At 50.8% G+C, this 25,753-nt stretch carries 23 protein-coding genes; 13 read left to right on the plus strand and 10 right to left on the minus strand.

Going from position 1 to position 25,753, the window contains the following annotated elements; all coding sequences use genetic code 11:
- Nucleotides 1-37 precede the first annotated feature (37 nt).
- The 3 genes from AB2U10_RS05320 (at nt 38) to AB2U10_RS05330 (ending at nt 3,698) form a co-directional block, all read left to right on the plus strand.
- Entirely contained in the window at nt 38-1,474 is a 1,437-nt protein-coding gene (locus AB2U10_RS05320) for an arginine deiminase family protein (protein ID WP_367913047.1), read from the plus strand.
- A 32-nt stretch (nt 1,475-1,506) separates the two neighbouring features.
- Nucleotides 1,507-2,430, plus strand: coding sequence for a citrulline utilization hydrolase CtlX (ctlX, locus tag AB2U10_RS05325; protein ID WP_367913046.1), 924 nt, complete (start codon nt 1,507-1,509; stop codon nt 2,428-2,430).
- 116 nt (nt 2,431-2,546) lie between these two features.
- Nucleotides 2,547-3,698 (plus strand): Gfo/Idh/MocA family protein, encoded by a 1,152-nt coding sequence (locus AB2U10_RS05330; protein WP_367913045.1) that lies wholly within the window; start codon nt 2,547-2,549, stop codon nt 3,696-3,698.
- A 70-nt stretch (nt 3,699-3,768) separates the two neighbouring features.
- Here AB2U10_RS05330 and AB2U10_RS05335 read toward each other — a convergent pair whose 3' ends face one another.
- Entirely contained in the window at nt 3,769-4,494 is a 726-nt protein-coding gene (locus tag AB2U10_RS05335; protein ID WP_367913044.1) for a nitroreductase family protein, read from the minus strand.
- Nucleotides 4,495-4,932: 438 nt separating this feature from the next.
- Here AB2U10_RS05335 and AB2U10_RS05340 point away from each other — a divergent pair, with 438 nt between their 5' ends.
- Genes AB2U10_RS05340 through AB2U10_RS05350 form a run of 3 tightly spaced genes read left to right on the plus strand, consistent with a single transcriptional unit; the run spans nt 4,933 to nt 10,662 of the window.
- Entirely contained in the window at nt 4,933-6,303 is a 1,371-nt protein-coding gene (locus AB2U10_RS05340; protein WP_367913043.1) for a TolC family protein, read from the plus strand.
- Between the two features lie 4 nt (nt 6,304-6,307).
- Nucleotides 6,308-9,580: an efflux RND transporter permease subunit gene (locus AB2U10_RS05345; RefSeq protein WP_367913042.1), complete on the plus strand. Its 3,273-nt coding sequence runs from the start codon at nt 6,308-6,310 to the stop codon at nt 9,578-9,580.
- Nucleotides 9,577-10,662 (plus strand): efflux RND transporter periplasmic adaptor subunit, encoded by a 1,086-nt coding sequence (locus tag AB2U10_RS05350; protein ID WP_367913041.1) that lies wholly within the window; start codon nt 9,577-9,579, stop codon nt 10,660-10,662. The genes AB2U10_RS05345 and AB2U10_RS05350 overlap by 4 nt, the downstream gene beginning before the upstream one ends.
- A 4-nt stretch (nt 10,663-10,666) precedes the next feature.
- On the opposite strand, the gene AB2U10_RS05355 is transcribed toward AB2U10_RS05350, so the two are convergent.
- Together AB2U10_RS05355 and AB2U10_RS05360 are read right to left on the minus strand one after the other, a co-directional pair.
- The gene (locus AB2U10_RS05355) at nt 10,667-10,846 is read right to left on the minus strand and encodes a hypothetical protein (protein WP_367913040.1); all 180 of its coding nucleotides are present in this window, start codon (nt 10,844-10,846) and stop codon (nt 10,667-10,669) included.
- 227 nt (nt 10,847-11,073) lie between these two features.
- Nucleotides 11,074-11,841 (minus strand): endonuclease/exonuclease/phosphatase family protein, encoded by a 768-nt coding sequence (locus tag AB2U10_RS05360; RefSeq protein ID WP_367913039.1) that lies wholly within the window; start codon nt 11,839-11,841, stop codon nt 11,074-11,076.
- 118 nt (nt 11,842-11,959) lie between these two features.
- Here AB2U10_RS05360 and AB2U10_RS05365 point away from each other — a divergent pair, with 118 nt between their 5' ends.
- Together AB2U10_RS05365 and AB2U10_RS05370 are read left to right on the plus strand one after the other, a co-directional pair.
- A complete protein-coding gene (locus AB2U10_RS05365) occupies nt 11,960-12,874 on the plus strand; it encodes a bestrophin family protein (protein WP_367913038.1) in 915 nt (304 codons plus the stop codon).
- Between the two features lie 56 nt (nt 12,875-12,930).
- Nucleotides 12,931-13,350 carry a DUF805 domain-containing protein gene (locus AB2U10_RS05370; protein WP_367913037.1) on the plus strand — a complete coding sequence of 140 codons (420 nt, stop codon included), beginning with the start codon at nt 12,931-12,933 and terminating at the stop codon, nt 13,348-13,350.
- A gap of 54 nt (nt 13,351-13,404) precedes the next feature.
- Here AB2U10_RS05370 and AB2U10_RS05375 read toward each other — a convergent pair whose 3' ends face one another.
- Nucleotides 13,405-14,166, minus strand: coding sequence for a MerR family transcriptional regulator (locus AB2U10_RS05375; RefSeq protein WP_367913036.1), 762 nt, complete (start codon nt 14,164-14,166; stop codon nt 13,405-13,407).
- Nucleotides 14,167-14,282: 116 nt separating this feature from the next.
- On the opposite strand from AB2U10_RS05375, the gene AB2U10_RS05380 reads away from it, so the two are divergent.
- Nucleotides 14,283-15,938 carry a glycoside hydrolase family 140 protein gene (locus tag AB2U10_RS05380; protein WP_367913035.1) on the plus strand — a complete coding sequence of 552 codons (1,656 nt, stop codon included), beginning with the start codon at nt 14,283-14,285 and terminating at the stop codon, nt 15,936-15,938.
- A 21-nt stretch (nt 15,939-15,959) separates the two neighbouring features.
- Here the strand turns inward: AB2U10_RS05380 and AB2U10_RS05385 are convergent, their stop codons facing one another.
- Nucleotides 15,960-16,394 carry an OsmC family protein gene (locus AB2U10_RS05385; RefSeq protein WP_367913034.1) on the minus strand — a complete coding sequence of 145 codons (435 nt, stop codon included), beginning with the start codon at nt 16,392-16,394 and terminating at the stop codon, nt 15,960-15,962.
- A 188-nt stretch (nt 16,395-16,582) separates the two neighbouring features.
- Between AB2U10_RS05385 and AB2U10_RS05390 the strand changes: the two genes are divergently transcribed.
- The 3 genes from AB2U10_RS05390 (at nt 16,583) to AB2U10_RS05400 (ending at nt 19,005) form a co-directional block, all read left to right on the plus strand.
- Nucleotides 16,583-17,248: a DUF2461 domain-containing protein gene (locus tag AB2U10_RS05390; protein ID WP_367913033.1), complete on the plus strand. Its 666-nt coding sequence runs from the start codon at nt 16,583-16,585 to the stop codon at nt 17,246-17,248.
- Nucleotides 17,249-17,306: 58 nt separating this feature from the next.
- Nucleotides 17,307-18,167 carry a helix-turn-helix domain-containing protein gene (locus AB2U10_RS05395; RefSeq protein WP_367913032.1) on the plus strand — a complete coding sequence of 287 codons (861 nt, stop codon included), beginning with the start codon at nt 17,307-17,309 and terminating at the stop codon, nt 18,165-18,167.
- Between the two features lie 70 nt (nt 18,168-18,237).
- Nucleotides 18,238-19,005 (plus strand): hypothetical protein, encoded by a 768-nt coding sequence (locus AB2U10_RS05400; RefSeq protein ID WP_367913031.1) that lies wholly within the window; start codon nt 18,238-18,240, stop codon nt 19,003-19,005.
- Nucleotides 19,006-19,017: 12 nt separating this feature from the next.
- Here the strand turns inward: AB2U10_RS05400 and AB2U10_RS05405 are convergent, their stop codons facing one another.
- The 3 genes from AB2U10_RS05405 to sucC form a co-directional block, all read right to left on the minus strand.
- Nucleotides 19,018-20,694 (minus strand): alpha/beta hydrolase-fold protein, encoded by a 1,677-nt coding sequence (locus tag AB2U10_RS05405; RefSeq protein WP_367913030.1) that lies wholly within the window; start codon nt 20,692-20,694, stop codon nt 19,018-19,020.
- Between the two features lie 69 nt (nt 20,695-20,763).
- Nucleotides 20,764-21,588, minus strand: a complete 825-nt coding sequence (locus tag AB2U10_RS05410) for a helix-turn-helix domain-containing protein (protein WP_367913029.1) — start codon at nt 21,586-21,588, stop codon at nt 20,764-20,766.
- A gap of 93 nt (nt 21,589-21,681) precedes the next feature.
- On the minus strand, nt 21,682-22,893 hold the full coding sequence (gene sucC, locus AB2U10_RS05415) for an ADP-forming succinate--CoA ligase subunit beta (RefSeq protein WP_367913028.1): 1,212 nt from the start codon (nt 22,891-22,893) through the stop codon (nt 21,682-21,684).
- 122 nt (nt 22,894-23,015) lie between these two features.
- Here sucC and AB2U10_RS05420 point away from each other — a divergent pair, with 122 nt between their 5' ends.
- Nucleotides 23,016-23,666, plus strand: a complete 651-nt coding sequence (locus tag AB2U10_RS05420) for an ABC transporter ATP-binding protein (protein ID WP_367913027.1) — start codon at nt 23,016-23,018, stop codon at nt 23,664-23,666.
- Here the strand turns inward: AB2U10_RS05420 and AB2U10_RS05425 are convergent.
- Both AB2U10_RS05425 and AB2U10_RS05430 read right to left on the minus strand, forming a co-directional pair.
- Complete coding sequence (locus AB2U10_RS05425; protein ID WP_367913026.1) at nt 23,663-25,039, minus strand: sensor histidine kinase; 1,377 nt, start codon at nt 25,037-25,039, stop codon at nt 23,663-23,665. The two genes, AB2U10_RS05420 and AB2U10_RS05425, sit on opposite strands and share 4 nt — an antisense overlap.
- Nucleotides 25,039-25,731, minus strand: a complete 693-nt coding sequence (locus tag AB2U10_RS05430; RefSeq protein WP_367913025.1) for a response regulator transcription factor — start codon at nt 25,729-25,731, stop codon at nt 25,039-25,041. The genes AB2U10_RS05425 and AB2U10_RS05430 overlap by 1 nt, the downstream gene beginning before the upstream one ends.
- Nucleotides 25,732-25,753 lie beyond the last annotated feature (22 nt).

Here is a 25,753-nt window from a genome sequence, read left to right on the forward strand (position 1 = left end):
AGCAAAAACCATATTGCAAATATCAACAAAACACACTATGAATACCTCCATTTTTGTCAATTCGGAAATTGCTGCTTTAGAAAGGCTGATTATTCACAGTCCTGACAGCGGACTGGGCAAGGTGGTCCCCTCAAAGGCGCAGGACTGGCTGTTTGAGGACATTATTCACCTGGATACCATGCGGAAGAAGGAGTATGACCTGTATGTGAAGCTCCTCCTGCATTTCCTGGATCCTGAGGCTATCCGCTGGTACGACAGTGCCGGAGACGCGCGCAGGGAGTTCTTCAAGCCCAACTCGGATCATTATTTTGAGTCGGATAAGGTCATTGATATCGAACGGCTCCTTTTCGAGGTGCTGGAAAACCCCGAAGTAAGAATCCCGCTGGTGGCTGCCGTTGCGGCCATTGAAGAGTGCTCGTACCTGGAAATGAGGCATTTCCTGAAATATTCCAACCGCGAGCTGTCGAAAATCCTGATCACGGGCATGACCGATGCGGACGAAATGTTTTTCCCGCCCGTACCCAACCTGATTTTTACAAGAGACCTGGGTGTGGTGGTCAACGATCACATCATCCTGACCAAACCGGCCAAATCGGCCCGCACCCGCGAGTCGCTGATCGCCAAGTACATTTTCTTCAATCACCCGCTTTTCAGCGATTTTACCGGCAGGATCATCGAGATAGAAGAAGACGAAGCGCATTTCCTGCTGCCGGAAGACAAGACCCGCCGGATAGATACCCTGGAAGGCGGCGACGTGATGATGGTGGCTCCCAACCACCTGCTTATCGGGATTTCGGAGCGCACCACCCTTGATGCCGCCCGGCAAACCATGAGCAAGCTTTTTGAAAAGAAAGTCGTGGAAAAGGTTTCGATCGTAAAAATACCCAGCAAACGCGATTACATGCATATTGATACGGTTTTTACGCATATCCGGCGCGATGTCTGGGTATTGCTGAGGTCAATTGTGCACAAAAAACAGGATTACCCCAAGGCCTGGGACGATTTTGAACCGGCCGGTAACGATGAAAAAGTACGGATCAAAACGTTTGTAAACGGCCCGGACGGTATTGAAGTGCGCGACATCGATCACCTGGAAGACCTGCTGGCCCGTATTTCGAAAGACGACCTCAAATGTGAGGGGCCGGTGCGGTTTGTATATTCGGGAAATGACCGCTTCCCGTTCGGGGAAAGGGAGCAATGGACCGACTCGTGCAACCTGCTGGTTCTCCGGGAAGGAGTAGCTATTGCCTACGACCGGAATGACAAAACCGATGAGGCTTTCCGGGAGCAGGGTTTCCGGCTGGTTTCTGCCGCTGAGCTGCTGGCTGATTTTGAAAATAACCGGATCCGGCCGGAGGAAGTGAAAGACACCATTATCCTGTTACCTTCCGCTGAGCTTTCACGGGCAAGAGGCGGTTCACATTGCATGAGTTTACCGCTGAAAAGAAAAGATATTTTCGAAAAAATTAATTAATATTGAGCACGAAACCTTAAATATGAACGCTTATGCAAGAACAGGTAACATCTAATCTACTGATGATTAGGCCGGTGAATTTTGCATTTAACCAGGAAACCGCATCTTCCAATACGTTTCAGCAGCCTGAAGATATCAACCGCGAAGCCCTGAACACCTCCGCCCAGGAGTGTTTTGACGAGCTGGTGGCCCAGCTGCGCCTCCGGGATATCAACGTGCACGTATTCGAGGATACGCCCGAGCCCTATACGCCCGACAGCATTTTCCCGAACAACTGGCTTTCTACCCACCATTCGGGAAAGGTGATGATTTATCCCGTAGAAGCGGCTAACCGGCGGGCGGAAAGGAGGCAGGATGTACTGGATTTCCTGAAAAAGAACTATGATTTTCATGTTCTGCTGGACCTGACCCATTTTGAGACGGACGGGAAGTACCTGGAAGGCACAGGGAGCATTGTGCTGGACCGGATCAACCGGATAGCGTATGCCTGCCTGTCGTCGCGTACCCACCCGGAAGTGCTGAAAGCCTGGCAAAAGGTCATTGATTACGAACTGGTGACTTTCGAGGCATTTGACAAAGCGGGGGTTCCCGTGTACCATACCAACGTGGTGATGTCTATGGGCGATACCTTTTGTGTGATTTGCCTGGAAGCCATTGCCGATCCGGATCAGCGCCTGGCCGTGAAGCAGAAGCTGGAAAGTTCGGGCAAGACGATCATGGAGATCACCATGGACCAGATGAGCGCCTTTGCCGGGAATATGCTATTGGTGAAGAACAGGAAAGACAAGAATTTCCTGGTGATGTCAGACCGTGCCTATGCCTCATTAACCCGTGAGCAGGCAGATACTATGGATTATTTTGCTGAAATACTTCATACCGACCTGGGGTATATTGAAACGGTGGGCGGCGGCTCAGCGCGGTGCATGATTGCGGAGATCCATTTGCCGGAAAAGTGAAGTAAGTGAAAAGTTAAAAGATAAAAGTTAAAAGTTATGGAACATTAGTAAAAGAAATGTTCCGCAACTTTTAACTATTAACTTAATAATACCAAGCAGGGTTTAAAGCTTCATCTATGAACAGAAAGATCAGAATGGGAATGACAGGCGGCGGCCAGGGCGCCTTTATAGGCGCTGTGCACCGTACTGCTGCCGCTATAGACGGCGAGATCGAGCTGGTTTGCGGTGCTTTCAGCTCCACTCCTGAAAAGTCAAAAGCCTCGGGCCGTGACCTCATGCTGCCCGAAGAACGCTGCTACGGCGATTACCGGGAGATGATCCGGAAGGAGCTGCGCAGAAAAGATAAAATGGATGCGGTTGCTATTGTTACGCCCAATCATATGCATTTCGGACCCGCTAAAATGGCCCTGGAAAACGGCTTCCACGTCATTTGCGACAAGCCGGTGACGTTCACCCTGGCCGAGGCCCGTAAGCTGAAAGATATTATTGAGCAAACCGGCCTCACGTTTGCCCTGACCCACAATTATACCGGCTACCCGATGGTGAAACAGGCCCGCCACCTGGTAAAAAGCGGTGCTTTGGGCAGAATCAGGAAGGTGGTGGTGGAATACCCGCAGGGCTGGCTGGCTTTCCTGGAAGAAAAACGCGGCTATAAGCAGGCCGAATGGCGTACTGACCCCAAACGGTCGGGAATTGCCGGAGCCGTGGGCGATATCGGTACCCATGCCGAAAACCTGGCGGAATACATCACCGGGCTGAAGATCACCGAACTCTGTGCCGATGTATCCACCTTTGTGGAAGGCCGCCTGCTGGACGATGACGCCAGCGTTCTGCTGAAGTTCGACAGCGGTGCAAAAGGTATCCTGTACTGCAGCCAGGTAGCCAACGGGGAAGAAAATGCCCTGAGAATCCGGGTGTATGGAGAGCTGGGCGGCCTCGACTGGCGGCAGGAAGAACCCAATACCCTGGCGCATAAGTCGCAGACATTCCATCATATCTACCGTCCGAATGTGGGCGACCTCTCCCCTTTTGCCAAAGCCAACACCCGCCTGCCCAACGGCCACCCTGAAGGATACCTGGAAGCCTTCGCCAACATTTACCGGAATTTTGCCCGTACAGTACGGAAACGGATGAACGGGGAAGAACCCACTGAAATTGAGCTGGATTTCCCGGGCATTGACGACGGTATCCGCGGAATGCTGTTTGTGGAGAGTGTCATCGCGTCCGGGAAAAGCAGGTCAAAATGGGTAAAGATGAAAACGCTGTAATAAATTCCGGATATATATCCGGCATTGTCAATTGTACATTGTCAATTGTCAATTCTCCCGGCCGTCTGAATCACAGCGTACGGTATACCTCTTCAAAGGGCACCCGGATCTGCACATCGCGCACGCCTTCGGGTTTCCGTATACCGCAGGGAATGACCATGTTGATCTCCGCACCGGCCGGAAGCTTCAGGATTTTCTTCATGCGCCGGCTGTCAAAGCCCTCCAGCGGACAGGTATCGTAACCTTCAGCCGCCATGGCCAGCATAAAGGTCTGTGCGGCCAGGGCACACGACTTATGCACCACGGCATTCATATCACTTTCTGTAACCTGCCGGGTAATGGGCCTGAAAAGGCCAATTGCAGTGGCAATACATTTACGCACCAGGCCCGGGAGGCCAAAAAAGCGGGCATAGATAAAAGGCATCAGGAAACCGTAATATTGCTTCCGGTTTTTGATCCGGGCCGCCTTCCTGTGTTCAGGAGAGAATTTCGCTATGGCTTCGAGCTCGTACGCCAGCATTGCGCGGCTTCTTTTACGGTACAGGTCCTGACGGGTAACCAGCACCACTATTTCCTTTGCCGTGCGGGTAGAGCTTTGGTCCAGGCAGGCTTTGGAAATGGCCTGCAGGGTGCCGGGTGTGGTTACGTGGTAAAATTCCCATAGCTGCATATTGCTGCTGTTGGGAGCCAGTGTGGCCAGCTCCAGGCAGTGTTTTACTTTGGCGGTGTCTATGGGTTTTTCCGGGTCATAAATACGAACGGAACGCCGGTACCGGACGGTTTCCTCAAAAGTCATTCTGAAAAGATTATCTGCCTGCAAAAATACGATGCTAATTCGGGGGAAAGTGTATACGTAAGGGCGAAAACTTTGGCGGGGAAATCTTTTCCTTTCCTGTGTTTTTCACTTTACCAAGAGAGAATAGAACTGATTTCACATAAGAAACCATAGATTATTAACAATGTTCAATTTCCGGTTTTTGATAAATTTTCGGCTTTTGTCGCCTGATTTCCACGTTTTAGTCCTCCCATCCGCAGACCAACTCTATTGATGCATTCCGGCAAAATATTAATGCCTAGATTTCGCATTCAGCAGCTCTTGACCGTTTCTATGTACGCCCCAGTAATATTGGTAATAAAAGCCGTAAAAAGGGTAACCAAATTTTACCTGTTCCCCGTTAATTTTGCCATCGCAATTAAAAAACCCCGGTTAGCCGGAGCTGACCGCTTATACCTTATGAAATCATTTATACTGGCTCTCCTCATCCCGGTATGCGGGATAGCGCAGGAAAAGCTGACCCTGGCCCGTACCCTGGAGATCGCTGTGGAAAATTACGGCAGCATCCGGGCTAAACGTTACCATAGCGAGGCCTCCAAAACGCTGATCGAGCTGGCCCGGAGAACCAACCTGCCCAATGTTAACCTGGGCCTGCAGCAGGATTTCGGTACGGTCAATGGCCAGAACGGCCCCCTGTACGGCTTCGGAGGACTGGCAGCGGGCTCTTCGGGCCCGGCCCTGGCAGAGCAAAACTGGAATGCCGGTTTTGGCGCCCTGTATCTTACCCAGGTCAACTGGGACGTGGTGACCTTCGGCAGGAACAAAAAGCGGGTGACCGTAGCAGAACATACGGCGCAAAAAGATAACGAAGACCTGCAGCAGGAGATCTTCCGGCACAAAATCAAGGTAGCCGCCGCCTATATCAACTGGGTAACGGCTCACCAGCTCACCCTTTCGTTTACCCGTAACGTTCAGCGGGCCGATACCGTTCAGCAGGTGGCCGGGGTCAAAGCCCGGAACGGACTGGTGCCCGGCGTAGACCTTTCCATGGCAAAGGCTGACCTGGCCAACGCATCCATTGCTTACTCGCGGGCGCTTGACCAGGAACAGGAGCTGCTGAACCGGCTGATCGAGCTGATGGGGATTGAGCCCGCTGATTATCAGCCCGACTTATCGCTGCTCGAAAAAATACCCTCGCGGCCTGCCTTTCAGGGCGACCTGAGCCAGCACCCTGAGCTGCGCCTGTACAAAAGCCTTATCCGGCTGAACGAAGAGCAGACCGCCCTGTTAAAGACCCAATATTATCCTGCCGTTTCACTGGCAGGTGTTTTCCAGACCCGGGCCTCCGGGTTCGGAAACGGGTATATCCAGGACCAGAATGATTTTACTTCCGGTTATTTTTCAGGAATCAACCCCACCCGTGTGAATTACCTGCTGGGTCTGGGCCTGAACTGGAACTTCACCCAGACCTACCGCCTGAAGAAGCAGGTGAGCGCCCAGGAGCTTACCGGTAAAGCGCTGCAAAGCGAATACGAGATGACAGACCTGCGCCTGCAAACCCAGCTGAAAACGGCACAGAACAAATGGAGCAACGCGCTGGCCGTGTATGAGCAGGTACCGGTTCAGCTGACGGCCGCCCGCGATGCCTATCTCCAGAAATCGGCCCTGTATAAAAACGGCCTGACCGACCAGGTTTCGGTTTCCCAGGCCCTGTATGCGCTTATCCGGGCAGAAACTGACCGCGATATCGCCATCAGTCATATCTGGAACGCCCTCCTGCTGCAGGCTGCAGCCAGCGGTGATTTTGATTTAATCGAAAACAATCTGTAACCCGATGAATTTAATACGATTCGCGCTTAGAAAACCCATTACCATACTGGTGATTGTTACCGGATTATTTTTCTTTGGTATCCGTGCGGCACAAACAATAAAGGTAGATATTTTTCCCCAGCTGGACCTTCCCGTTATTTACGTGGCACACCCTTTCGGAGGGTATTCACCCCAGCAGATGGAATCTTTCTTTGCCAAGCAATACATCAACATCTTTTTGTATGTGAACGGCATCAAATCGATCGAGACCAAGAACATCCAGGGGCTGACCCTGATGAAGATCAACTTTTACCCGGGCACCAACATGGCCCAGGCGGCGGCCGAGCTGAACTCGGTCTCCACCCGTATCCAGGCTACTTTCCCGCCCGGTTCCAACCCGCCGTTCATTATTCGGTTTGATGCCTCCACCCTGCCCGTGGGCCAGCTGGTGCTGAGCAGCGATAAGAGGAGCAATAACGAGCTTCTTGACCTGGCCAACGTGTATGTGCGGTCTACCTTTACCGCCATTCCCGGTATTGTTTCCTCCCCTCCTTTCGGCGGAAACATACGGACCATCGTCATCAACGCCAATCCGCAGCTGATGCGGAACTACAACCTGACGCCAGACCAGCTGGTGGAAGCCCTGCGGCTGAACAACCAGACGGCTCCGTCAGGAAATATCCGGATCGGGGATACGCATTATATCACGCCTACCAATACGATGATCCGGAATGTGAAAGATTTTGAAGATATTCCGCTCTTTAAAGGCTCGGTGCAGAACTTATACCTGCGCGATGTGGCCACGGTAAGCGACGGCGCCGATATGACGGCCGGCTATGCCCTGGTTAACGGCCGGCGGTCGGTTTACCTCAGCATTGCCAAAAGCGCCGATGCCTCTACCTGGGAAGTGGTTCAGAACCTGAAGAAAGCCATGCCCGGCATCCAGTCTAACCTGCCGGAAGACGTGAAGCTGACCTACGAGTTTGACCAGTCGAAATACGTGATCAATGCCGTTAAAAGCCTGATGACCGAAGGGATCATCGGTGCGCTGCTGACCGGCCTGATGGTGGTGCTTTTCCTGGGTGATCTCCGGGGTGCCCTCATTGTGATCCTGACCATACCCACCTCTATTATTTCAGCCGTGCTCTTCCTGAATCTTTTTGATCAGACCATCAATATCATGACCCTGAGCGGGCTGGCCCTGGCTATCGGTATCCTGGTGGATGAAAGTACGGTAACCATAGAAAATATTCACCAGCATTTTGATATGGGCAAACCCAAGGCCCTGGCCATCTGGGATGCCTGCAAGGAAATTGCTTTCCCCAAGCTGCTGATCCTGTTCTGTATCCTGGCGGTATTTGCTCCGGCCTTTACCATGGGCGGCATACCGGGGTCGCTGTTCCTGCCGCTGGCTCTGGCTATCGGCTTCAGCATGATTATTTCTTACTTTCTTTCCCAGACCTTTGTACCGGTTATGGCCAACTGGATCATGCGGGTGAAGGCTCACCGGGCGCAGGACGGGCACATCCTGTCGGCAGAAGAAGAACTGGAGGCCTCCGGTATTGATACGGGAGAGGATTCCTGGTCGCAGAAAGAGATTTTGCTTAAAAATGAAGACAGCAACCGCGACGGTAAGGTCAGCCTCTTTGAGCGCCTGCGGTTCCGTTACCTGAGATTCATTAACCGCATCATGCCCTACCGGAAGATCGTGGTGGGAAGCTATATTGTATTGTCGGTTGCGGCGGTTGTGCTGCTGCTGCGCAGTATAGGCCGCGATGTGCTTCCGCAGGTTAACGGCACCCAGTTCCAGGTACGACTGCGGATTCCTGACGGCACCCGGATTGAACATACCGAATTGGAGACCATTAAATTACTGGAAAGCATTAAGGAGATCGTGGGGCCGGAAAATGTCAGCATTACCTCTGCCTATGTAGGGTCACACCCCCAGCTGTTCTCCGTCAGCCCGATCTATCTTTTCATGGCGGGTTCGCACGAAGCGGTTATCCAGGTAGCCCTGAACCCCGATTATAGCACCAGTCTCGACAACCTGAAAGACCGGATACGGGAGAAAGCCCGCTCGATCAACCCGGAAATGAGGCTTTCGTTTGAGCCGATAGAGCTAACCGAAAAGATACTCAGCCAGGGCTCACCTACTCCCATAGAAGTGCGTTTTTCAGGAAGGAACAAGTCGGTCAATGAAGAATTTGCCCGGAAGGTTGAAAAGGAATTGAAAAAGATCTCCCTGCTGCGCGACGTGCAGATCGGCCAGTCGACCCGCTACCCGGCGCTGAACATACAGATAGACCGGGTGAGGGCTGCCCAGCTGGGGCTTGATATCAACGAGATATCGCGTTCACTTACAGCGGCTTTGTCGTCTTCGCGTTATACCGAAAAAAACCTGTGGACCGATGTGGGCGCGGGTTACAGCTACGGCGTGCAGGTGCAGATCCCGGAAAACATGATGAACAGTAAAGCAGAAATAGCGGCCATTCCCCTGAAAAAAGGGGCCAACCGCCCCAACCTGGGCGATGTGGCCACCATTACCGAGAGTTATACCTACGGAGAGGTGGATAACCTGGGGGCCATGCCCATGCTTACGGTTACAGCCAACCTGAACAACACCGACCTGGGTACGGCGTCTGCCGAAGTGCAGAAAGTGATCAACCGCCTGGGCGAGCTGCCAAGAGGGCTGAAAATAGAGCGGATCGGCTTAAGCCAGACCCTGGAAGAAACCCTGAGCAGCCTCCAGGTGAGCCTGCTGATTGCGGTGGTGGTAATCTGCCTGATGCTGGCTGCCAACTTCCAGTCGTTCAAGGTTTCACTGATTGTACTGGTGACGGTTCCCGCGGTACTGATCGGTTCGCTTTCCCTGCTGATGCTCTGCGGGTCTACGCTGAACCTCCAGTCGTATATGGGGATTATTATGTCGGTAGGAGTTTCCATATCCAATGCCGTGCTGCTGATCACCAATGCCGAGCAGCTCCGGAAACACAACGGGAATGCCCTGTTGTCGGCCACAGAAGCTGCCGCCCTGCGGATACGGCCGATTGTGATGACGGCCATGGCCATGGTGGTGGGGATGATTCCCATGGCTTTGGGGCACGGTGAAGCCGGCGGGCAGGTGTCACCCCTGGGACGTGCCGTGGTAGGCGGACTGGCTACCTCCACCTTTGCCGCCCTGTTTATTTTACCGCTGGCTTTTGCCTGGGGGCAGGAAAAAACCGGAACGCAGAGCGTATCCCTGGATCCGGAAGACGAAGAAAGCATCTATTTTATAGCTAAACCAACCCATTCATGAATAAGATATTGATCGTAGCTGCTGCGGCAACAGTGGCCTTAAGCTGCCAAAAAACAGAAGAAAAAACAGGACAGGAAGCCGAGACGCCCGTGGGTACGGAAGTGGTTCAACCCGGAAACGGCGGTTTTGCCACCTCAGTGAATATCCCCGGTGAGCTGCAGGCTTTCCAGCAGGTGGACTTGTACGCCAAAGTGACCGGTTTTGTACAAAAAGTACTGGTAGACGTAGGGAGCAATGTAGCCCAGGGGCAGCTTCTGGCCGTGCTGGAAGCACCGGAAATGAAAGCCCAGATCAGTGCGGCGGCCTCCCGGCTGAAAGCCCAGGAAGCCGTATACCTGGCCAGCAGCGCCACGTATGAGCGCCTGGCGGAAACCAGCAAAACCCCGGGAACCATCGCCACGAATGACCTGGATATTGCCCGTGCAAAACAGCAGGCCGACCTGGCCCAGCTGGAAGCGGCCAAAGCCGCTTTCCGCGAGGTTTCCGATATGCAGAATTACCTGGAGATACGCGCACCGTTCAGCGGGAATATCACTGCACGGAATGTAAGCCCCGGCGCCTATGTAGGTCCCAGCGGAAAGGGTTCTGAAGCCCCCCTCTTCAGCCTGGTTCAGCAGAATAAGCTGCGCCTGGTAGTCAATCTTCCCGAAACGTATACAGGCATACTCGATAAATCGGAGATGATCACTTTTACCGTTCACTCGTTGCCGGGTGAAACGTTCAGCGGCCGGATCTCCCGGAACGCGGGCGCGCTGGACACCCGTCTCCGTTCGCAAAGAGTAGAAATTGACGTAGAAAACGGGAATAAAAAGTTACTCCCCGGTATGGTCACTAACGTTACCCTCCCCTTAAGCGGCAGCACCAAAGCCCTTTCGGTGCCGTATACGGCCGTGCTGAACTCCACTACCGGTGTATATGTGATCAAAGTGGAAAACGGTAAAGCCGCGTGGGTTCCGGTTTCTACCGGCATTTCCAACGATTCGGTGGTACTGGTTACCGGGCCGGTGAGTGCGTCAGATGTGCTGGTTAAATATGCATCGGAGGAAATCCGTAACGGGCAGGAAGTGAAGGTGAGGCAGTAATGCTTCACCGGTTTTGGTGCTTCTCCAGGAAAACCCGGTAATAACCGGCATCGGCAGAAGGCAAGATATAATTCTTCAGCAGGCGGGTCTGAGTTTTAGCGTTCACTCTCCTGAAGCGAACGCCGTCCTGGCTTCTCAGCCTGTCTTTACCTTCCACTTTTAAAGTATCTGTCCGGTATTTCAATGAATATTCCGGATCAAACGTTCTTATCAGGTTACTCCCGTGGTATTGGTAAGTAAAAACTTCATCCGTAAACAAATGGGGGCCTGAGTAAGAATATCCTGTCTTATTACCCAGTAACAGAATAGATTTAAAACCGTGTCCATTATGAAGATACACCGAAATGCTATCATTTTGAGCGTAGCAAAAAACGGGTAGTAACCACAGTGAAAAAACAGCAAGGGATTTGATCATTTTCCCATCTTTACTTTCGCATACAAAGGCAGGTGATCAGAGGCCAGCGACTGAACCGTATGCACTTCTTTTACTTTCCAGTGGCGGTTTCTGGAAAGAAAAATGTAATCGATTCGTCCGCGGGGCTTATCGGCGTCAAAGGTAAATTGCACGTTATTTCCCAGCACAGCGGCATCGTAGAAGTATTCGGTGATGCGTTTGTATTCTTCGCTTTCGGGCATAAAATTAAAATCGCCGGCAATGATCATGGGCAGGCCGGTTTCCCGGTAATGCCGGATAATAGCGTCTATCTGGGCCAAACGGTTGGCTTTGTATTCGTGGCACAGGTGAGTACCGGCCAGGATGATGTTTTTTTCTTTAACGGCAATCATGGCCCGGCCCTCGCCACCCTGCGGAAAAGGAAGCGTCGCCCGGATGATATCAGCAGGTTTCCGGATGAGCATCCCTTCTCCATAGCCGCCTTCGCTGTAATCAATGGCTTTGGCAAAATAGCCCGACCGGCCGCTCAGGCTGCCCAGCTCACCGGCAACGTCCACCTTCCGGCCCCCGTTAAACGCCCGGGTCCGGTTGGTCATGCTGTCTACTTCCTGTAAAAAGACCACGTCAGGATCCAGGCTTCTGATCACTTCAGCAACACCGGCCAGGTTACTGTTGCCTTTATGGTAAGGATTTTCCCCGTGGAAAATGTTGTAAGTTAATACTTTATGTGATGTACCGCAGCCGTACAGGCCGATCATTGCGAAAAACAGGAAAAGGTATCTCATATCTGTTGAAGTAATGCCTCTTTAAAAATACAACTATTTTCCGGGAAAGGCATAAGCCACAGGTATTTTTTGATCCCGCTCCTTTTATTATTTTTACGAAATAATATTCCTCCCGCCCATGCTGTTAAAAGGAAACATCAAGATCGGCCAGGTTATCTCCGGCACATGGAAGAACCTGTTTTTCTCCATACTTACCTGCACATTTGCGTATTCGCTGAATGAGCTGTGGCTGAGCAGATATTTTGAATTTCCTTCTTTTGTGCCGGCGCTGATCGGTACGGCCCTGGCTTTTTTTATCGGTTTTAACAATAACCAGGCTTATTCACGCTGGTGGGAGGCCCGTACGATCTGGGGTTCGCTGGTCAACAATTCCCGCTCCTGGGCCCGGCAGGTGCTCAATTATACAAAACCCTCCGGTACCTTATCCGAAACAAAGCTCAGGGAAATACAGGAAGCGCTTATCAAAAGGCACGTGGCTTTCCTGTATGCTTTGAAGGCTTACCTGAGGGAGCACGACGATCCGTACTACCGGCAATACCTATCGCCCGGTGACTCCGCCTCGGTCTCGGGACAAAGTAACCTGCATAACGCTATTCTTACCCTGCAGTCGGGAGATTTGCAGGAACTCTATACCCAAAAAGCCATAGACGGCTTCTGCTTTATGGAGCTAAACCGGACCATCACTACTTTTTGCGATGATATGGGGCGGTGTGAACGGATCAGGAATACGGTTTTTCCTACCACTTATACCTATTATTCCAAAAATTTCATCTGGCTGTTTATCTACGCGGTAACCATGGCCATCGGCAGTGCCATTGGGGTGTGGGCCATTGTTTTCGGTGCTATTACCGGTTATATTTTCTTTACTATTCAATCGCTGGGGCAAACGCTCGTCAACCCGTTCGAAAAGATGCCCTCCGCCCTTCCCCTGGACCAGATCAGCCGGACCATAGAGATTAACCTGCTTCAAATGCTGGGCGAAAAGGACGTGCCGGCGCCGGTGGAGAGCGTAAATGGCGAGTATATATTGTAAATTACTAGTATTCAGGCGGTTTATTACTATATTCGTTTATAATGTAGTTAATACCTATGGAATGGTTTATCAAAGTTCTGCACCAGTACGCCGATTTTAAGGGCCGGGCAAGGAGAAAAGAGTTCTGGATGTTTGGGCTTTTTTATATTCTTTTTGCTTGTTGTGCGGCATTTGCAGATAAGTTAATGGATACGGAAGAGTACTACCTGGACGATATGTTAGTTGACGGCGTCTTTAGCTCGATTTATGCGCTTGCCCTTTTCATTCCCTGTTTAGCCGTTTCCGTTCGCCGGCTTCACGATACCGGTAAAAGCGGCTGGATGATCCTGGTAGGTATTATCCCATTCGTAGGGTGGCTTTGGTTGTTAGTGCTTTACTGCGAGAACAGCCAGCGGGGAAACAATGCTTACGGACCGAACCCCAAAGGCGAATGGATTCCTCAGGAACGCCCCGAAAACCCGGAATATCGCCCTTAAACGACAAAAATGCCCAAAAAGCACACGTATTGTCTGCTTTTTGGGCATTTAACATTAATTCAGCTCATTAGCGGCAAAATACGCCATCGCAGTTCGCATAAAGCCGGCATAGGCCGGGTCCGGGGTATCCGCGTCATTCCTGGTGTAGCGTTCATCCTGCATATACAGGTCACCCAGGCCGGCATAGGCTTCGGCGGAGGGGGCCGTACCCCAGAAGCGGGCTATGTAGCCGTAATGTTTCCGTACCCGTTCCTGCACGGCCGGTGATTCCGGATCCTGGTCTTTCATAGCCGCCAGTTGGCGGTTTACCGCCATGAAGCTTTCTTTCAGCTCATTCAGCTCTTTGCGGGTCATGTTTTTTAACTGGTATTCCGATTTTTCCACGGCTTCTTCGCCCCATTTTTCAATGGCCTCCCGGCGGTAGGCTTCCGCTTTCTCTTTGGGCAGCCCTTCATATAATTCTTCGTGCTGTAACATTTTTCCTTCTTTTAAATTAAAAATCGTTTTGTTAATGGTATCCATCAGGATCATGATCCGGTCCAGGCGCGCTTTCAGGGCTGACCGGTGGCTTTCCAAAGCGCTTACCGTATCAAAGCCGGGCTGATCCAGGATCTGCCGGATCTCCTGCAGGGGAATATCCAGCTCCCGGTAAAACAGGATCTGCTGTAAACGCAGTAACTCCTTCTCTCCATACATCCGGTACCCGGCCGCGGTACGGATGCCAGGCTTCAGCAGGCCCATCCGGTCATACAGGTGGAGTGTACGTACGCTCACCCCGGCCATGTCTGCCAGTTTTTTTACGGTATAATGAATCATTTGGTTTGGATAACGGGACAAATGTAAACTATGACCTAAGGTAAGAGTCAAGCGTTTTTTCAATTTTTTTTGAAATTGCGGGATTTCTTTCCATATTGATCCCAAAACAAAATCCTGTGAGATTAACCCGCATTATAGGACTTGTGCTCACCTGCGCGGTATGTTTAGGCAGTTGTGACCGGAAATCCGTTCCGCAATGGTCTATCGCCGAGCTGAGCTTTGAAGCCCGGAATACATATGCCAATCCCTATACCGATGTAGAGATTTATGCGGTATTTGTCAGTAAAAGCGGGGATTCGCTGGTCAGGCCGGCCTTCTGGAACGGGGAAAACGAGTGGAAAGTGCGGTTTGCCCCACCCCGGGAAAACGAAGAATGGGCCTGGACCCTCCACGCTTCAGTAGATGACCCTGGATTCATGAACCGGTCGGGGACCCTGAAATCGGTGCCCTACACGGGCACTAACCGGCTGAACCGGCACGGAACGCTTAAAATGTCGCCTAAAAAACGTAACCTGGTTTTTGCGGACGGCAGTCCGTTTCTGCTGGTAGGCGATACGCCGTGGTCGCTACCCTACCGCGCCACTCCTGCACAGGTAGAGATCTACGCCCAAAACCGCCAGGAAAAAGGCTATAATACGGCACTGCTGATCGCTGTGCAGCCGGATACCCGGGCCGAAGGGCCCGATCAGCGGAATACCGACCAGGGATTTGCCCGCGGGTTCTCCGACCTGAAAGACGGGCACCTGAATCACCTGAACCCCGCCTATTTCCAGACATTGGACAGCCTGGTTCAGATTCTTTATGACCATGAAATCGTGCCGGTGTGGGCGCCATTGGCCCACGGCTACGGCTGGAAAGGGAGACAGGCGCTGGGCCCCAATGTATCGGGTGAAGAATATGCCCGGTTTGTACGGTACCTGCTGGCCCGTTACGGCTCAGGTCCGGCCCTGTGGCTGCTCAGCCTCGACGGACACGGGGACGCCCCCGGCATTATACCGGCCGGTGAAATGCTGGAGAAATGGGATGCCTACCGCCAGCCCACCGGGCTGCATTATAACCCCTGCGACGACTTCCTGGCTACCTGGGCCCGGGAAGGCGACGGGCACTGCTTTCACTACAACAAAAAGCACCAGGAGGCCCCCTGGCTGGATTTCCAGTGGGCCCAGACCGGGCACGACGGCCAACATCAATACCATAAAGTGGCTAAAATGTACGAAAATCAGCCTGTTAAAGCCGTTATGAACGGTGAACCTACCTACGAAGGCATGAATGAAGGCAAATACGGGCTGGGCTACTGGCAGGGTGAAGATGCCTGGAACCAGCTGCTGCACGGCGGCACCATGGGAGTGGTATACGGCGCCGTGAGTCTCTGGCAATGGAAGATCAGCCCGGCCGAAAGCGGCTGGGAAGAATGGACCAACGCCCCTTACTCCTGGCAGCAGGCCCTGGACTTTGAAGGCAGCCGCTACCCCGGCTTTGTGGCCCGGGCTTTTGATGGGTTTGATTTCACCGACATGGAGAAACGGCCCGACCTGACCGGAAACAACCGCCTGTTACTGGCCAAAGAAGGTGTTTTCTATTACTCCTACCTGGAAAAAGGAGGTGAAATTACGATCAAAAATATCCCGGCAGAACTTCCCTGCTTTTGGTTTGACCCGCTGAAAGGGGAATTCCGCAGCCGGAAGGTAGCCGGTACTTCCGGCATTTTCACTGCACCGGATACCTTACAGCCCTGGGTATTTTTAGCCGGTAAAAAACAAAGCCATGATTAGAGCCGGGAGGCTTTTGTTGCATTAGCTGATCTCGGGGGTCAGTATTATTTCTGTTTTCATCGAATTGGTCACCAGGCAGCCCGCCTTTGCTTTTTCTGCAATACGCAGGGCTTTTTCCGCATCTTTCCCGGCATCATTTAGCCTGATAACAGGAAACATTTCGGCCCGGGTAATGAGGTACTTCCCCTCTGCCATCTCCAGCTTTGCAATGGTTTTGCAGCTGAAATCTTCTATTTCCATCTTAAAATTGCCGGCAATAGCCAGGAACGTGGCCATATAGCAACTGTTGATCGATGCTACAAACAGGTGCTCGGGTGACCAGATGCCAGGCACTCCGTCAGGAAATTCGGGCGGGGTGGCGCATTCAATCGTTTTTTCCAGGACAGGTGAAGACAGCTCGCCGATCCTTCCTTCTTTCCATTGAATGCTTACTTCGTAAAAATGAGTTTGTGACATACCTGTATAGTTTAATTTTGATGCAGCAAAATTGAATCTGTTCAGGAACCCGTACAGCCACTTTAGTTACACAGCCCTGTTTTTTTTCATAAAAACCAGGCAGCAGCACACAAACTTTCCCTGAAATGAAAATCACCTGGGTATTATCTGAACATTATGGTATTTTTGAGACTTTGATTCAAAAGAAAATGATAAAAAGAGGATTTGAGTTTTTGAAACAGATAAAGGAAAATAACAACCGGGAGTGGTTTACACAGCACAAACCCGGATACGATTCGATTGTGGAGGAAAACAAGGCTTTTTTTCACGGAATCTATTCCGAACTTCAGAAACACGACAGCTTAGAGAATATTCATATTTTCCGGATCTATAAAGACGTTCGTTTTTCAAAGGATAAAGCCCCCTACAAAACCTATTTCGGAGCAGGGTTTTCACGCACAAAACCACGGCTCAGAGGCGGATATTATATCCACCTGGAACCGGGTAATAGTTTTGTCGGAGGAGGCTTCCAGGCTCCGGATAACGAGGATTTGTATCGTATCCGTAAGGAATTTGAAATGAATACTACCGAAATCGAAAAGATTACATCGGACAAAACATTCGTAAAATATTTCGGCGCATTAAAAGGGGAAGATGGCGTAAAAACGGCACCCAAAGGCTTTGATAAAAGTCATCCTGCCATTGATCTGATTAAAAAAAAGCAATATATAGTGAGGAGAAGCTTTTCTGACCAGGAAGTCTTTTCGGATGATTTCACAAAAGAAGTGATGGCTACTTTCCTGGCAATGCGCCCGTTTTTCGATTATATGAGCGATGTGCTCACCACTGATTTAAACGGAGAGCCGCTGTTCTGACAGAAGCCGTCGCAAAAATACCTTTGCAGGACCGGGATGATTTTAAACCTGTGTAATTTTGTTATCTTTACCCCGGATAACCGGCTCTGAAATGTTTCTCACCCATGTTCTTCCCTGCGATTTTCTGAAGTCCCGGGTCCGTTTTTACCGGATCATTCATTTCGATTTTACGAAAAGTCCCGAAGCGGTCAACCGCGTAAAATATTACCGTCCGCGGGTAGAGCATTGCCTGCAGTTCACCCCCTTTGACAGCGAAGCGGTAGATTACATCCACCAAAAAAGCATTTGTAACAACATGGCTGTTTTTGGTCAGCAGACCGTTTTGAGCCAGAGAAGGCTGGGAAGCAATTTCCTTAACTTCCAGGTGGTCTTCCGGCCCGGGGTCTTTTCTTCCCTCTTCCGGGTCTCTGCAGATGAATTTACGAATCAGTATTGGGATGCCGGTGATGTGCTGGATACGGAGGCCCTGTTTATCAATGAACAGCTGGCCGGCTGTGCTTCCTATGACGATATGGTTAAAGTGGTGGAAAGGTATTTATGCCGGCTGGTCAACCGCATAAAATGGAAGGCCCACCCGGTCAGCGCCATTGCAGAACACCTTTACCAGCCGCTGGCCAGGAGCCTGGAATGGTACGCTGACCAGGCCAATTTAAGCTTCCGGCAATTTGATCGTGCATTTAAGTATCAAACCGGGATCACCCCAAAAGACTACCGGAATCTCATCAGGCTGGATCACGCTTATCTTCTAAAAAACCGGAACCCCGGGAAAGACGGGTTGACCATAGCGCTGGAAAGCGGTTTTTACGACTATCAGCACCTGGCCAAGGTGTACAAAAGGTATACGGGTTACGGTCCGGGTGAATTTTACGAGCTGGAAAAGAAAGCCCCGGAGCGCAGCTTCGGTCATTATGAAAAATAAAACTTGTCTTTTTTATACCACCGGATAATTCCTGCGGCAGAATAGCTTTGCTTTATAAACTTCTGCTGACATGAAAATCATCCGGATTTTAGCCCTTCTTGTGCTGGTTGTTCTGCCTTACAGCTCCGTTCTCAGCCATTTTTCACCTTATCTCACGGCACATTCCTTCCCTGACTTTGTATTTGCCAGCCTGGCATACGGTGTGCTCATCGTGGCGCTGAGCCGGTTTATATCGGCAAAGAACACCCGTTTCCCCGGTTTCGGGTTACCGGCTTTGGGGGTGCTCATTGGCCCGCCGCTTATGCTGGGTCCGCCTGAGCTTGGCGAAAATCTCCTGAACCGGGTAACAGAAGAGCATTTCCGGTTCGGTCTGCTGATGGTCGCTACCGTTCTGCTGGGTGTCAGCGGCGGCTTGCTGCTCCGGAAAATCAAGGGACACCCGTTGCTGTGGGGGCTGCTGATCGTGTCGGTCGTGTTGCAGCTATGGGACAATTACAGCTCTTATCATTTCAGCGAAGAAATGAATCACTGGATTCAATCGGGCAGGAATCCGGCCGGCTTCATAACCGATTATCCCTTTCATCAGGCTGTCAGAACCTTCGGCCGCTGCCTGGTTTACGTTCTCGTACCCGCTGTCTCGTGGATCCTGTGGAAAAAAGGAACCCTGAAAAAGTGGATTTTTGTAACGCTGACGGTTTTCTGCTCGGCCGGCCTTGTCTTTTTCTTCTTGTTCAATTTCCAGGGCTATGCCTTTTATTTCCCTTTCATGATTCCGGCCGTGGCCCTTGCTCCTGCCTACTGGCTGGGAATAGCGCTTACGGGATCACACCAGGGGTAACGGCCCGGAAGCTTATACTTTCAGTGCTATGAAATTTACCCAGACCTGTTCCCTGTCCCGGGTGTCTTCAAAGTTTTGCAGCATAAACTCAGGGTTATATTTTATTTTTTGACGATAGTACAGCTTCCCGTTGACGTACACTTTCACTTTCTTTTTTGGATTCACCATTTCCGGCGAAATGTTGATCCGGAAAGATCGGATACACGAGGTTTCAATGCTGAATACATTGCGGGCATAGCCGGCTTTGATTTTGCCCGACCTCCGGGGGAAGTCAAAGGCATTTTTATCTACCGGCACAGTTATTAAGCTGTCGTTCCGGTTATATTCCAGCCATTTACTGATCCTGAAATTCAGCTGCTTATGCCATTTTTCTACCGGCTGAAGGGTATCCAGCTTGATATCGCTCAGCCAGTCGATATTCCCATATTTTTCATCGTCAAACTCCCAGGAAATGTTTTCCGGGAACGGGTTCCTTTCCCGGTTGGCCAGGTCGCTGAAAAGTACCCGGTAAGCCGGCTCCGATTCATCAAACTGCGGAAACCAGTGCGGAAAACCGGGATAACGGTATTCCCGGTAATCGGCTTTTAATTCAGTCATCAGCCGGGTGAGATCATCGTTGGCACCGGGCGGGTAGTAGTAATCTTCATCGGTAGAGAAATTGATAAACGACCGGCTTTTGATATTTTCCACAAAAGTGCCGCCTGTAAAAACTTTCGGGTAGGTGTTGAAGCCGTAAAACCCTGAAAACGGGGTGGGTTGCTTCATCAGGTAGGAGAATGAGCCCGTAGCCCCGTTGGAGTGGCCTGAAATAAAGATCTTGTTATCGTCAACGTGAATAGCCTGCTTTATTTTTTTTACTATTTCAGGAACCATGAAAAAACCGTCATCGGGCGTCATCCAGTTGTATTGACGGCTCCCCTTCGGGAAAACCAGGATCACCTCCTCCTGGTCGGCATACCGGGTATAATACCGGTTCCAGCCGTTTAAATTGGCCTCAGCGGTTTGAAATTCGGTCAGTGCATTGTTTCTCACCGCTCCATGCAGGAACAACAGAACCGGGTATTTTTTCTGCGGGGAATAATTCTTTGGCAGGTGAACCAGGAAAGAAGTCCGCACCGAGTCGTTGACCGGCAGTGACAGGGAATAATCGCGGAGCTGCTTTGACTGGTAAGGATGATATGCCCTGATCTCTTTGTACAGGGTTCGGGGATCCGGTATACGCTTCAGGTCCCTGCCGGAAATACGGTAAAATTCATTTTCCTTTTCTTTCAGCTCCCGGTAGAACTGCGCTTTACCTGTGATTGCTTTTTGCTTTAAAGCCGCCCACCTCGGATCGTCAAGTAAATTCTTATACTCACTCTCCGAGTATTTTCCCACTATATAATTCCACCCCGGGTAACCGTAGTCGTCTGATTTCATTTGAGAAAGCGGGGTAAGGTATTGAAAGGCCTTTTCAAAGTCTCTGAGCTCGGCGGCCAGCACAGACGCCTTGTACAGGGCTGATCCGTTCACGCTGTCGGGATAAGCCCGGAAAGCATTTTCGTACATGTTCAGGGCATTCCGGTAGGCCGTAGTGTCTTTTGCCTTCCACATGGCTTCCAGCGCTTTTCGCGTCAGTACCGAGTACCCTTCCTGCCCGTGGCATAAGAAAATACAAAAAAACAGCGCTCCTGCCAGGTAATATCTCATATTCTTCCGTTTTATGAGGCAAAACTAGGCACGGGAACTTTTGAAAAATTGTAAAAATGTAACCGGCGGTCAGGGATGCAAATGCCAGAAGGTATCTTCTTTCCCGAGAACGGTGCCTTTGTTGAAAAAAGAACGGGGTGAAGTAGCTGTCAGGTTTTTATAGGTTTTGTTGAAATGCGACTGATCGCTGAAGTTAAATTCATAAGCCAGCTCCGTATAGCTTTTGCTAAAACGCTCAAACAGTTTTTTATTGACCGTTTGCCGGAAGAGAACGATTTCGTGAAATTTCTTCGCAGAAACGCCCAGGTGTGCCTGGAAAACCCGGTTCAGATGCTGCCGGCTGATGCCCAGCATACCCGCAATTTCCGTAACTGAGATTTTTTCATACTTCTCAAGAATGTATTGAATGGATCGCTCTAAAGCGGGGTGGCTGAATTCTCTAAACCGTTTTTCCAAAAAATCATCCAGCATACGGGTCAGCCTGCCGGTGTCAGTGGTGGAGAACATTTTTCCCAGTTCATCCGGGGTGAAAAATTCAAACCCGGTGATGTAACCTGCAAAATTCACTTCCCTGTAAAACTGCTGTACTCCCAGGGGATAAAATACCAGCACAAGCCGGTGAACCCTGCCCGATTGCTTTACGTGAAGTACCTTTTCACGGATGGGGGTGAAAATCTGGAACGGCTCTGCGCTTTCATCAAATTGCATTTCACCGTTTTCTGCCCATACGTGCGACCGGTAAACAGAAATCGTGTTATTGAAATGCGGGAAACACTGAAATTCGTTGACCCGGTTACCGGGTTGGATGTCCAGGTAATAGTAGTCCACATACCGGGCAACCAAGGGGTTTTCCGGCTTAAACGTTTCAAATACTTTAGCATTTGCCCGGGTCATTTCAGCTTTGCAGGTAAAAATAATAAAATTTACAGCACGAAAAGAGGTGCCTCCCGCAGGAAGCACCTCGTGTAAGCGTTGAACAGGCAGATCTTAAGCCAGTACTTTCTTTACCAGCTCGGCAGCGTCTTTCAGTTTCACCGCTGAATATACTTTCAGACCCGAGTCATTGATGATTTTGGCGCCTTCTTCGGCATTAGTGCCCTGTAGACGAACCACGATAGGCACCGGGATCTCACCGATGGTCTTGTAGGCCTCCACGATACCGTTTGCCACCCGGTCGCATCTTACGATACCCCCGAAGATGTTCACGAAAATGGCTTTTACGTTCGGATCTTTCAGGATCAGGCGAAAGCCCGCCTCTACCGTAACGGCGTTAGCGCCACCGCCTACATCGAGGAAGTTGGCCGGCTCACCGCCATACAGCTTGATGATGTCCATGGTAGCCATGGCCAGACCGGCACCGTTCACCATGCAGCCTACGTTTCCGTCGAGCTTCACATAGTTCAGGTCGCTTTCCGAGGCTTCCACTTCCATGGGGTCTTCTTCTGACTTATCTCTCAGCGCTGCCAGGTCAGGATGACGAAACAGCGCGTTGTCGTCCAGGTTCACTTTGGCGTCTACGGCCAGTATTTTATCGTCTGAGGTTTTCAGCACCGGGTTGATCTCAAACATGGAAGAATCCGTTTCATCGTAGGCTTTGTAAAGCGATGTAAGAAACTTCACCATTTCTTTATTGGCATTGCCGGTCAGGCCCAGCTTGTAGGCCACATTGCGTGCCTGGAAGCCCTGGAAGCCCACGCGGGGGTCAATCCATTCTTTGATAATTTTTTCAGGTGTATGAGCGGCTACCTCTTCAATGTCCATACCGCCTTCGGTAGAGGCCATGATCACGTTACAGGCTTTGGACCTGTCGAGCAGGATAGAAACATAGAGCTCTTTAGGCTCAGAATCACCGGGATAGTATACATCTTCAGCCACCAGTACCTTATTCACTACTTTACCGTCTTCACCGGTCTGAATAGTCACCAGCGTGTTGCCCAGGAGGTTGGCCGCTATTGTTTTTATATCGTCTGCCGATTTTGCCAGCTGAACACCTCGCTGCTCGGTTCCCCTGATCTTTCCTTTCCCCCTGCCACCTGCATGGATCTGGGATTTCACTACGGCAAATTTTGAATGGGTCAGTTCTGATATTTCCTGGTAGGCTTTTTCAGCTTCTTCTACCGTTGACGCCACTACCCCCCGCTGAACTCTTACCCCGTATTTGGATAATATTTCTTTACCCTGGTACTCGTGAATATTCATAAATAGTTAATTAAAAATTGAACTTTTCTAATTTTTTGCCAAATTAGCAAAATATTGACCGCCAGAAAACAAATTCCGGGAAAAAATACGATTAATTTTAAAATAATAATACGCAAAAACGGATGCTTGAAGGAAGAAATATCCATAAAAAATATGGAAATCTGGAAGTTTTAAAGGGAATTTCGATACGTGTGAACCCGGCAGAAATTGTAAGCATTGTAGGAAGCTCCGGCGCAGGGAAAAGTACTTTACTTCATATACTGGGCACCCTTGACAAGGCCGATTCCGGGGAAGTTTTTTTGGATAAAACAGAGTTAACCCGTCTTGACACCCAGGCGCTTTCCGTTATACGCAATGAAAAAACAGGGTTTGTTTTCCAGTTTCATAACCTGATGGCCGAGCTGACCGCAGAAGAGAATATCTGCCTGCCGGCCTGGATCGGGAAACGCGACCGGCAGGAAACCCGGGAGCGTGCAGCAGAGCTGATGAAGATCCTGAATATTTCCCACCGCTCAGGTCACCTGCCTTCGGAGATGTCAGGAGGAGAGCAGCAGCGCGTGGCCGTAGCCCGGGCGCTGATCAATAACCCCCGCTATGTTTTTGCCGACGAGCCCAGCGGAAACCTCGACACGCAAAACGCCGGCGAGCTCCACGAGCTTTTCTTTACCCTGCGCGATAATTACGGATGCTCTTTTGTGATTGTAACGCATAACCTGGCGCTGGCAGAGCGGTCTGACAGGATTGTGGAGCTGAAAGACGGAAAGATTGTTTAACTTATATGCGGCAGCACCACCACAAAATTACTCCCCACTCCCAGCTCACTCCTGACCAGGATCTTGCCTTTGTGGATATCGGTAATGCGCTTGCAGATGGAAAGCCCGATGCCGTGCCCTTTGTAGTTGGCGGCTGATGCCGTACGGTAAAAGGGTTCAAATACCCGTTCCTGGTCTTCTTTCGAGATGCCGTGACCGGTATCGGCAATATTGATAATGAGGTTGATCTTGTTGAACTTGATCTTTACTTCAGCCGTATGGTTATCTGAATACTTGCAGGCGTTTTCAAACAGGTTGTTGAAAAGGGTTTTCAGGAGGGGGCGGTTGCCCATAACGGTCAGCGGCTCTTCTTCTTCCACCACCTCTTCAAAATCAATAAAAACACTGTAGCCGGGATGCTGCCCCAGCAGCTCTTCCTGCACTTCGAAAAGCACCTCATCTACCCGTACCGGCTTGTGCATGAGGTTCGATTCGCCCTGCTCTGATTTGGCCAGCTGAAGCAGCCCGTTGATCAGCTGTATCATACGCTGGTTGTCCTGGTCAAGTGAGCGCAGGATTTCCCGGTATTCTTCCGGGCCCCTGTCTTTTTCCAGCGCCACCTGGATCTCCGACTTAATGGCCGCCAGGGGTGTGCGCAGCTCATGCGAGGCATTGCTCACAAAGCTCTTCTGCATCTCAAAGGCCTGCTCAATCCGTGAAAGCATCTGGTTAAAGTTCATGGCCAGTTGCGCTATCTCGTCTTTGTTATTTCCCGTACTGATCTTTTTCTTGAAATCCTGGCCCGAAATATTGGATACTTCCTGGTTAATGCGCGAAATGGGCTTCAGTGACTCACCGGCAAAAACAAAGCTCAGGATCACCGTAAGCGTAATGGCAATGAGCAGCCCCCAGATCATGGCATTCTGGATATTCTCCAGCTTGGCATCGCCATAGGTGTCGGTAGCCTGGGCCAGGATCAGGTAAATTTTGCTGTTGGTCTCGTTCGGGATCACCAGGCCCACTACTTTTTTCTCCTTGTATTCGCCCACGTATTCGCCCTGCTCACGGATCCGCTGCAGGAGGTCCGGGCTGTATTTGATGGTTTCGGCATCGGTATTGGAGTAGGCAATCTCGTTTTTCTCGTTAAAAACCAGCACTTCTGCCGCATAGAGGGTAGAAAGCGTATTCTTATCTACAATTTTCAGCAGTCGCTTGTCTACATTGGCCTCTTTGATCAGCAACTTGGCGGTGGTTTCGGCACGGTCTTTCAGGTAGTTGGTAAATTCAACTTTGGTGTAATTCCGGATCAGGAAATAGAGCGCCACCGAAAAAAGAACCAGGATAAGCGCCACAATGAGGCTGAACTGGAAAGCTATTTTGGTCCTGATCTTCATTATTCTTCCGAAAGGGTATACCCCATTCCCGTTTTGGTATGAATGAGCTTGGGGGTAAAATCTTTATCAATTTTTTTTCGCAGGAAATTGATATACACCTCCACCACATTTAGGCTCTGCTGGTTATTGGGCTCCCAGAGAGTGCTGGAAATATCGGCTTTGGAGATCACTTTGCCCTTGTTTTTTATGAGGTATTCCAGGAGCGAGAATTCTTTGGGCGTGAGGTCGATCTTCTGGCCGTCGCGCATGACAGTCCGGGCATCGGCGTCCATTTCCAGGTTGGCAATACGCAATACGTGGTCATGCACCTCTCCCTGCACCGAATTCCGCTTGATAAATACGTTGATCCGGGCCAGCAGCTCCCGGAAGTCAAAGGGCTTGACCAGGTAATCATCGGCCCCGCGGTCAAAGCCTTCAATCTTGTCTTCGGTTTCTCCCAGCGCGGTGAGCATGATGATGGGAATGGTGGGCTTGCGTTTCCTGACTTCCGAGCATACTTCGTAGCCGTTCAGCTCGGGCAGGTTGAGATCCAGCAGGATGAGGTCAAAAGCCTGGGCCAGGGCCAGCCTTACGCCGATCTTGCCGTCGTAGGCCACCTCGGTCTCAAACCCCTTTTCTACCAGTCCTTTGCTGATGTTCTGGGCAATCCGGAGATCATCTTCTATGATTAAAATTTTTTTAACGTCGCTCATGGTTCCGGCCCGGGGGCCCGCT

The organism is Leadbetterella sp. DM7 (assembly GCF_040829825.2).
In the GTDB taxonomy this organism is placed as follows: Bacteria; Bacteroidota; Bacteroidia; order Cytophagales; family Spirosomataceae; genus Leadbetterella.

Excerpts from the sequence above, each read along its gene's own strand:
- AB2U10_RS05420 (WP_367913027.1), top strand. The coding sequence starts at position 23,016 with ATGCTTGAAGGAAGAAATATCCATAAAAAATATGGAAATCTGGAAGTT.
- AB2U10_RS05385 (WP_367913034.1), bottom strand. The coding sequence starts at position 16,394 with ATGTCACAAACTCATTTTTACGAAGTAAGCATTCAATGGAAAGAAGGA.
- AB2U10_RS05350 (WP_367913041.1), top strand. The coding sequence starts at position 9,577 with ATGAATAAGATATTGATCGTAGCTGCTGCGGCAACAGTGGCCTTAAGC.
- AB2U10_RS05340 (WP_367913043.1), top strand. The coding sequence starts at position 4,933 with ATGAAATCATTTATACTGGCTCTCCTCATCCCGGTATGCGGGATAGCG.
- AB2U10_RS05345 (WP_367913042.1), top strand. The coding sequence starts at position 6,308 with ATGAATTTAATACGATTCGCGCTTAGAAAACCCATTACCATACTGGTG.
- AB2U10_RS05375 (WP_367913036.1), bottom strand. The coding sequence starts at position 14,166 with ATGATTCATTATACCGTAAAAAAACTGGCAGACATGGCCGGGGTGAGC.
- AB2U10_RS05335 (WP_367913044.1), bottom strand. The coding sequence starts at position 4,494 with ATGACTTTTGAGGAAACCGTCCGGTACCGGCGTTCCGTTCGTATTTAT.
- AB2U10_RS05410 (WP_367913029.1), bottom strand. The coding sequence starts at position 21,588 with ATGACCCGGGCAAATGCTAAAGTATTTGAAACGTTTAAGCCGGAAAAC.
- AB2U10_RS05370 (WP_367913037.1), top strand. The coding sequence starts at position 12,931 with ATGGAATGGTTTATCAAAGTTCTGCACCAGTACGCCGATTTTAAGGGC.
- AB2U10_RS05400 (WP_367913031.1), top strand. The coding sequence starts at position 18,238 with ATGAAAATCATCCGGATTTTAGCCCTTCTTGTGCTGGTTGTTCTGCCT.
- AB2U10_RS05365 (WP_367913038.1), top strand. The coding sequence starts at position 11,960 with ATGCTGTTAAAAGGAAACATCAAGATCGGCCAGGTTATCTCCGGCACA.
- AB2U10_RS05425 (WP_367913026.1), bottom strand. The coding sequence starts at position 25,039 with ATGAAGATCAGGACCAAAATAGCTTTCCAGTTCAGCCTCATTGTGGCG.
- AB2U10_RS05330 (WP_367913045.1), top strand. The coding sequence starts at position 2,547 with ATGAACAGAAAGATCAGAATGGGAATGACAGGCGGCGGCCAGGGCGCC.
- AB2U10_RS05360 (WP_367913039.1), bottom strand. The coding sequence starts at position 11,841 with ATGAGATACCTTTTCCTGTTTTTCGCAATGATCGGCCTGTACGGCTGC.
- AB2U10_RS05390 (WP_367913033.1), top strand. The coding sequence starts at position 16,583 with ATGATAAAAAGAGGATTTGAGTTTTTGAAACAGATAAAGGAAAATAAC.
- AB2U10_RS05405 (WP_367913030.1), bottom strand. The coding sequence starts at position 20,694 with ATGAGATATTACCTGGCAGGAGCGCTGTTTTTTTGTATTTTCTTATGC.
- AB2U10_RS05430 (WP_367913025.1), bottom strand. The coding sequence starts at position 25,731 with ATGAGCGACGTTAAAAAAATTTTAATCATAGAAGATGATCTCCGGATT.
- ctlX (WP_367913046.1), top strand. The coding sequence starts at position 1,507 with ATGCAAGAACAGGTAACATCTAATCTACTGATGATTAGGCCGGTGAAT.
- AB2U10_RS05320 (WP_367913047.1), top strand. The coding sequence starts at position 38 with ATGAATACCTCCATTTTTGTCAATTCGGAAATTGCTGCTTTAGAAAGG.
- sucC (WP_367913028.1), bottom strand. The coding sequence starts at position 22,893 with ATGAATATTCACGAGTACCAGGGTAAAGAAATATTATCCAAATACGGG.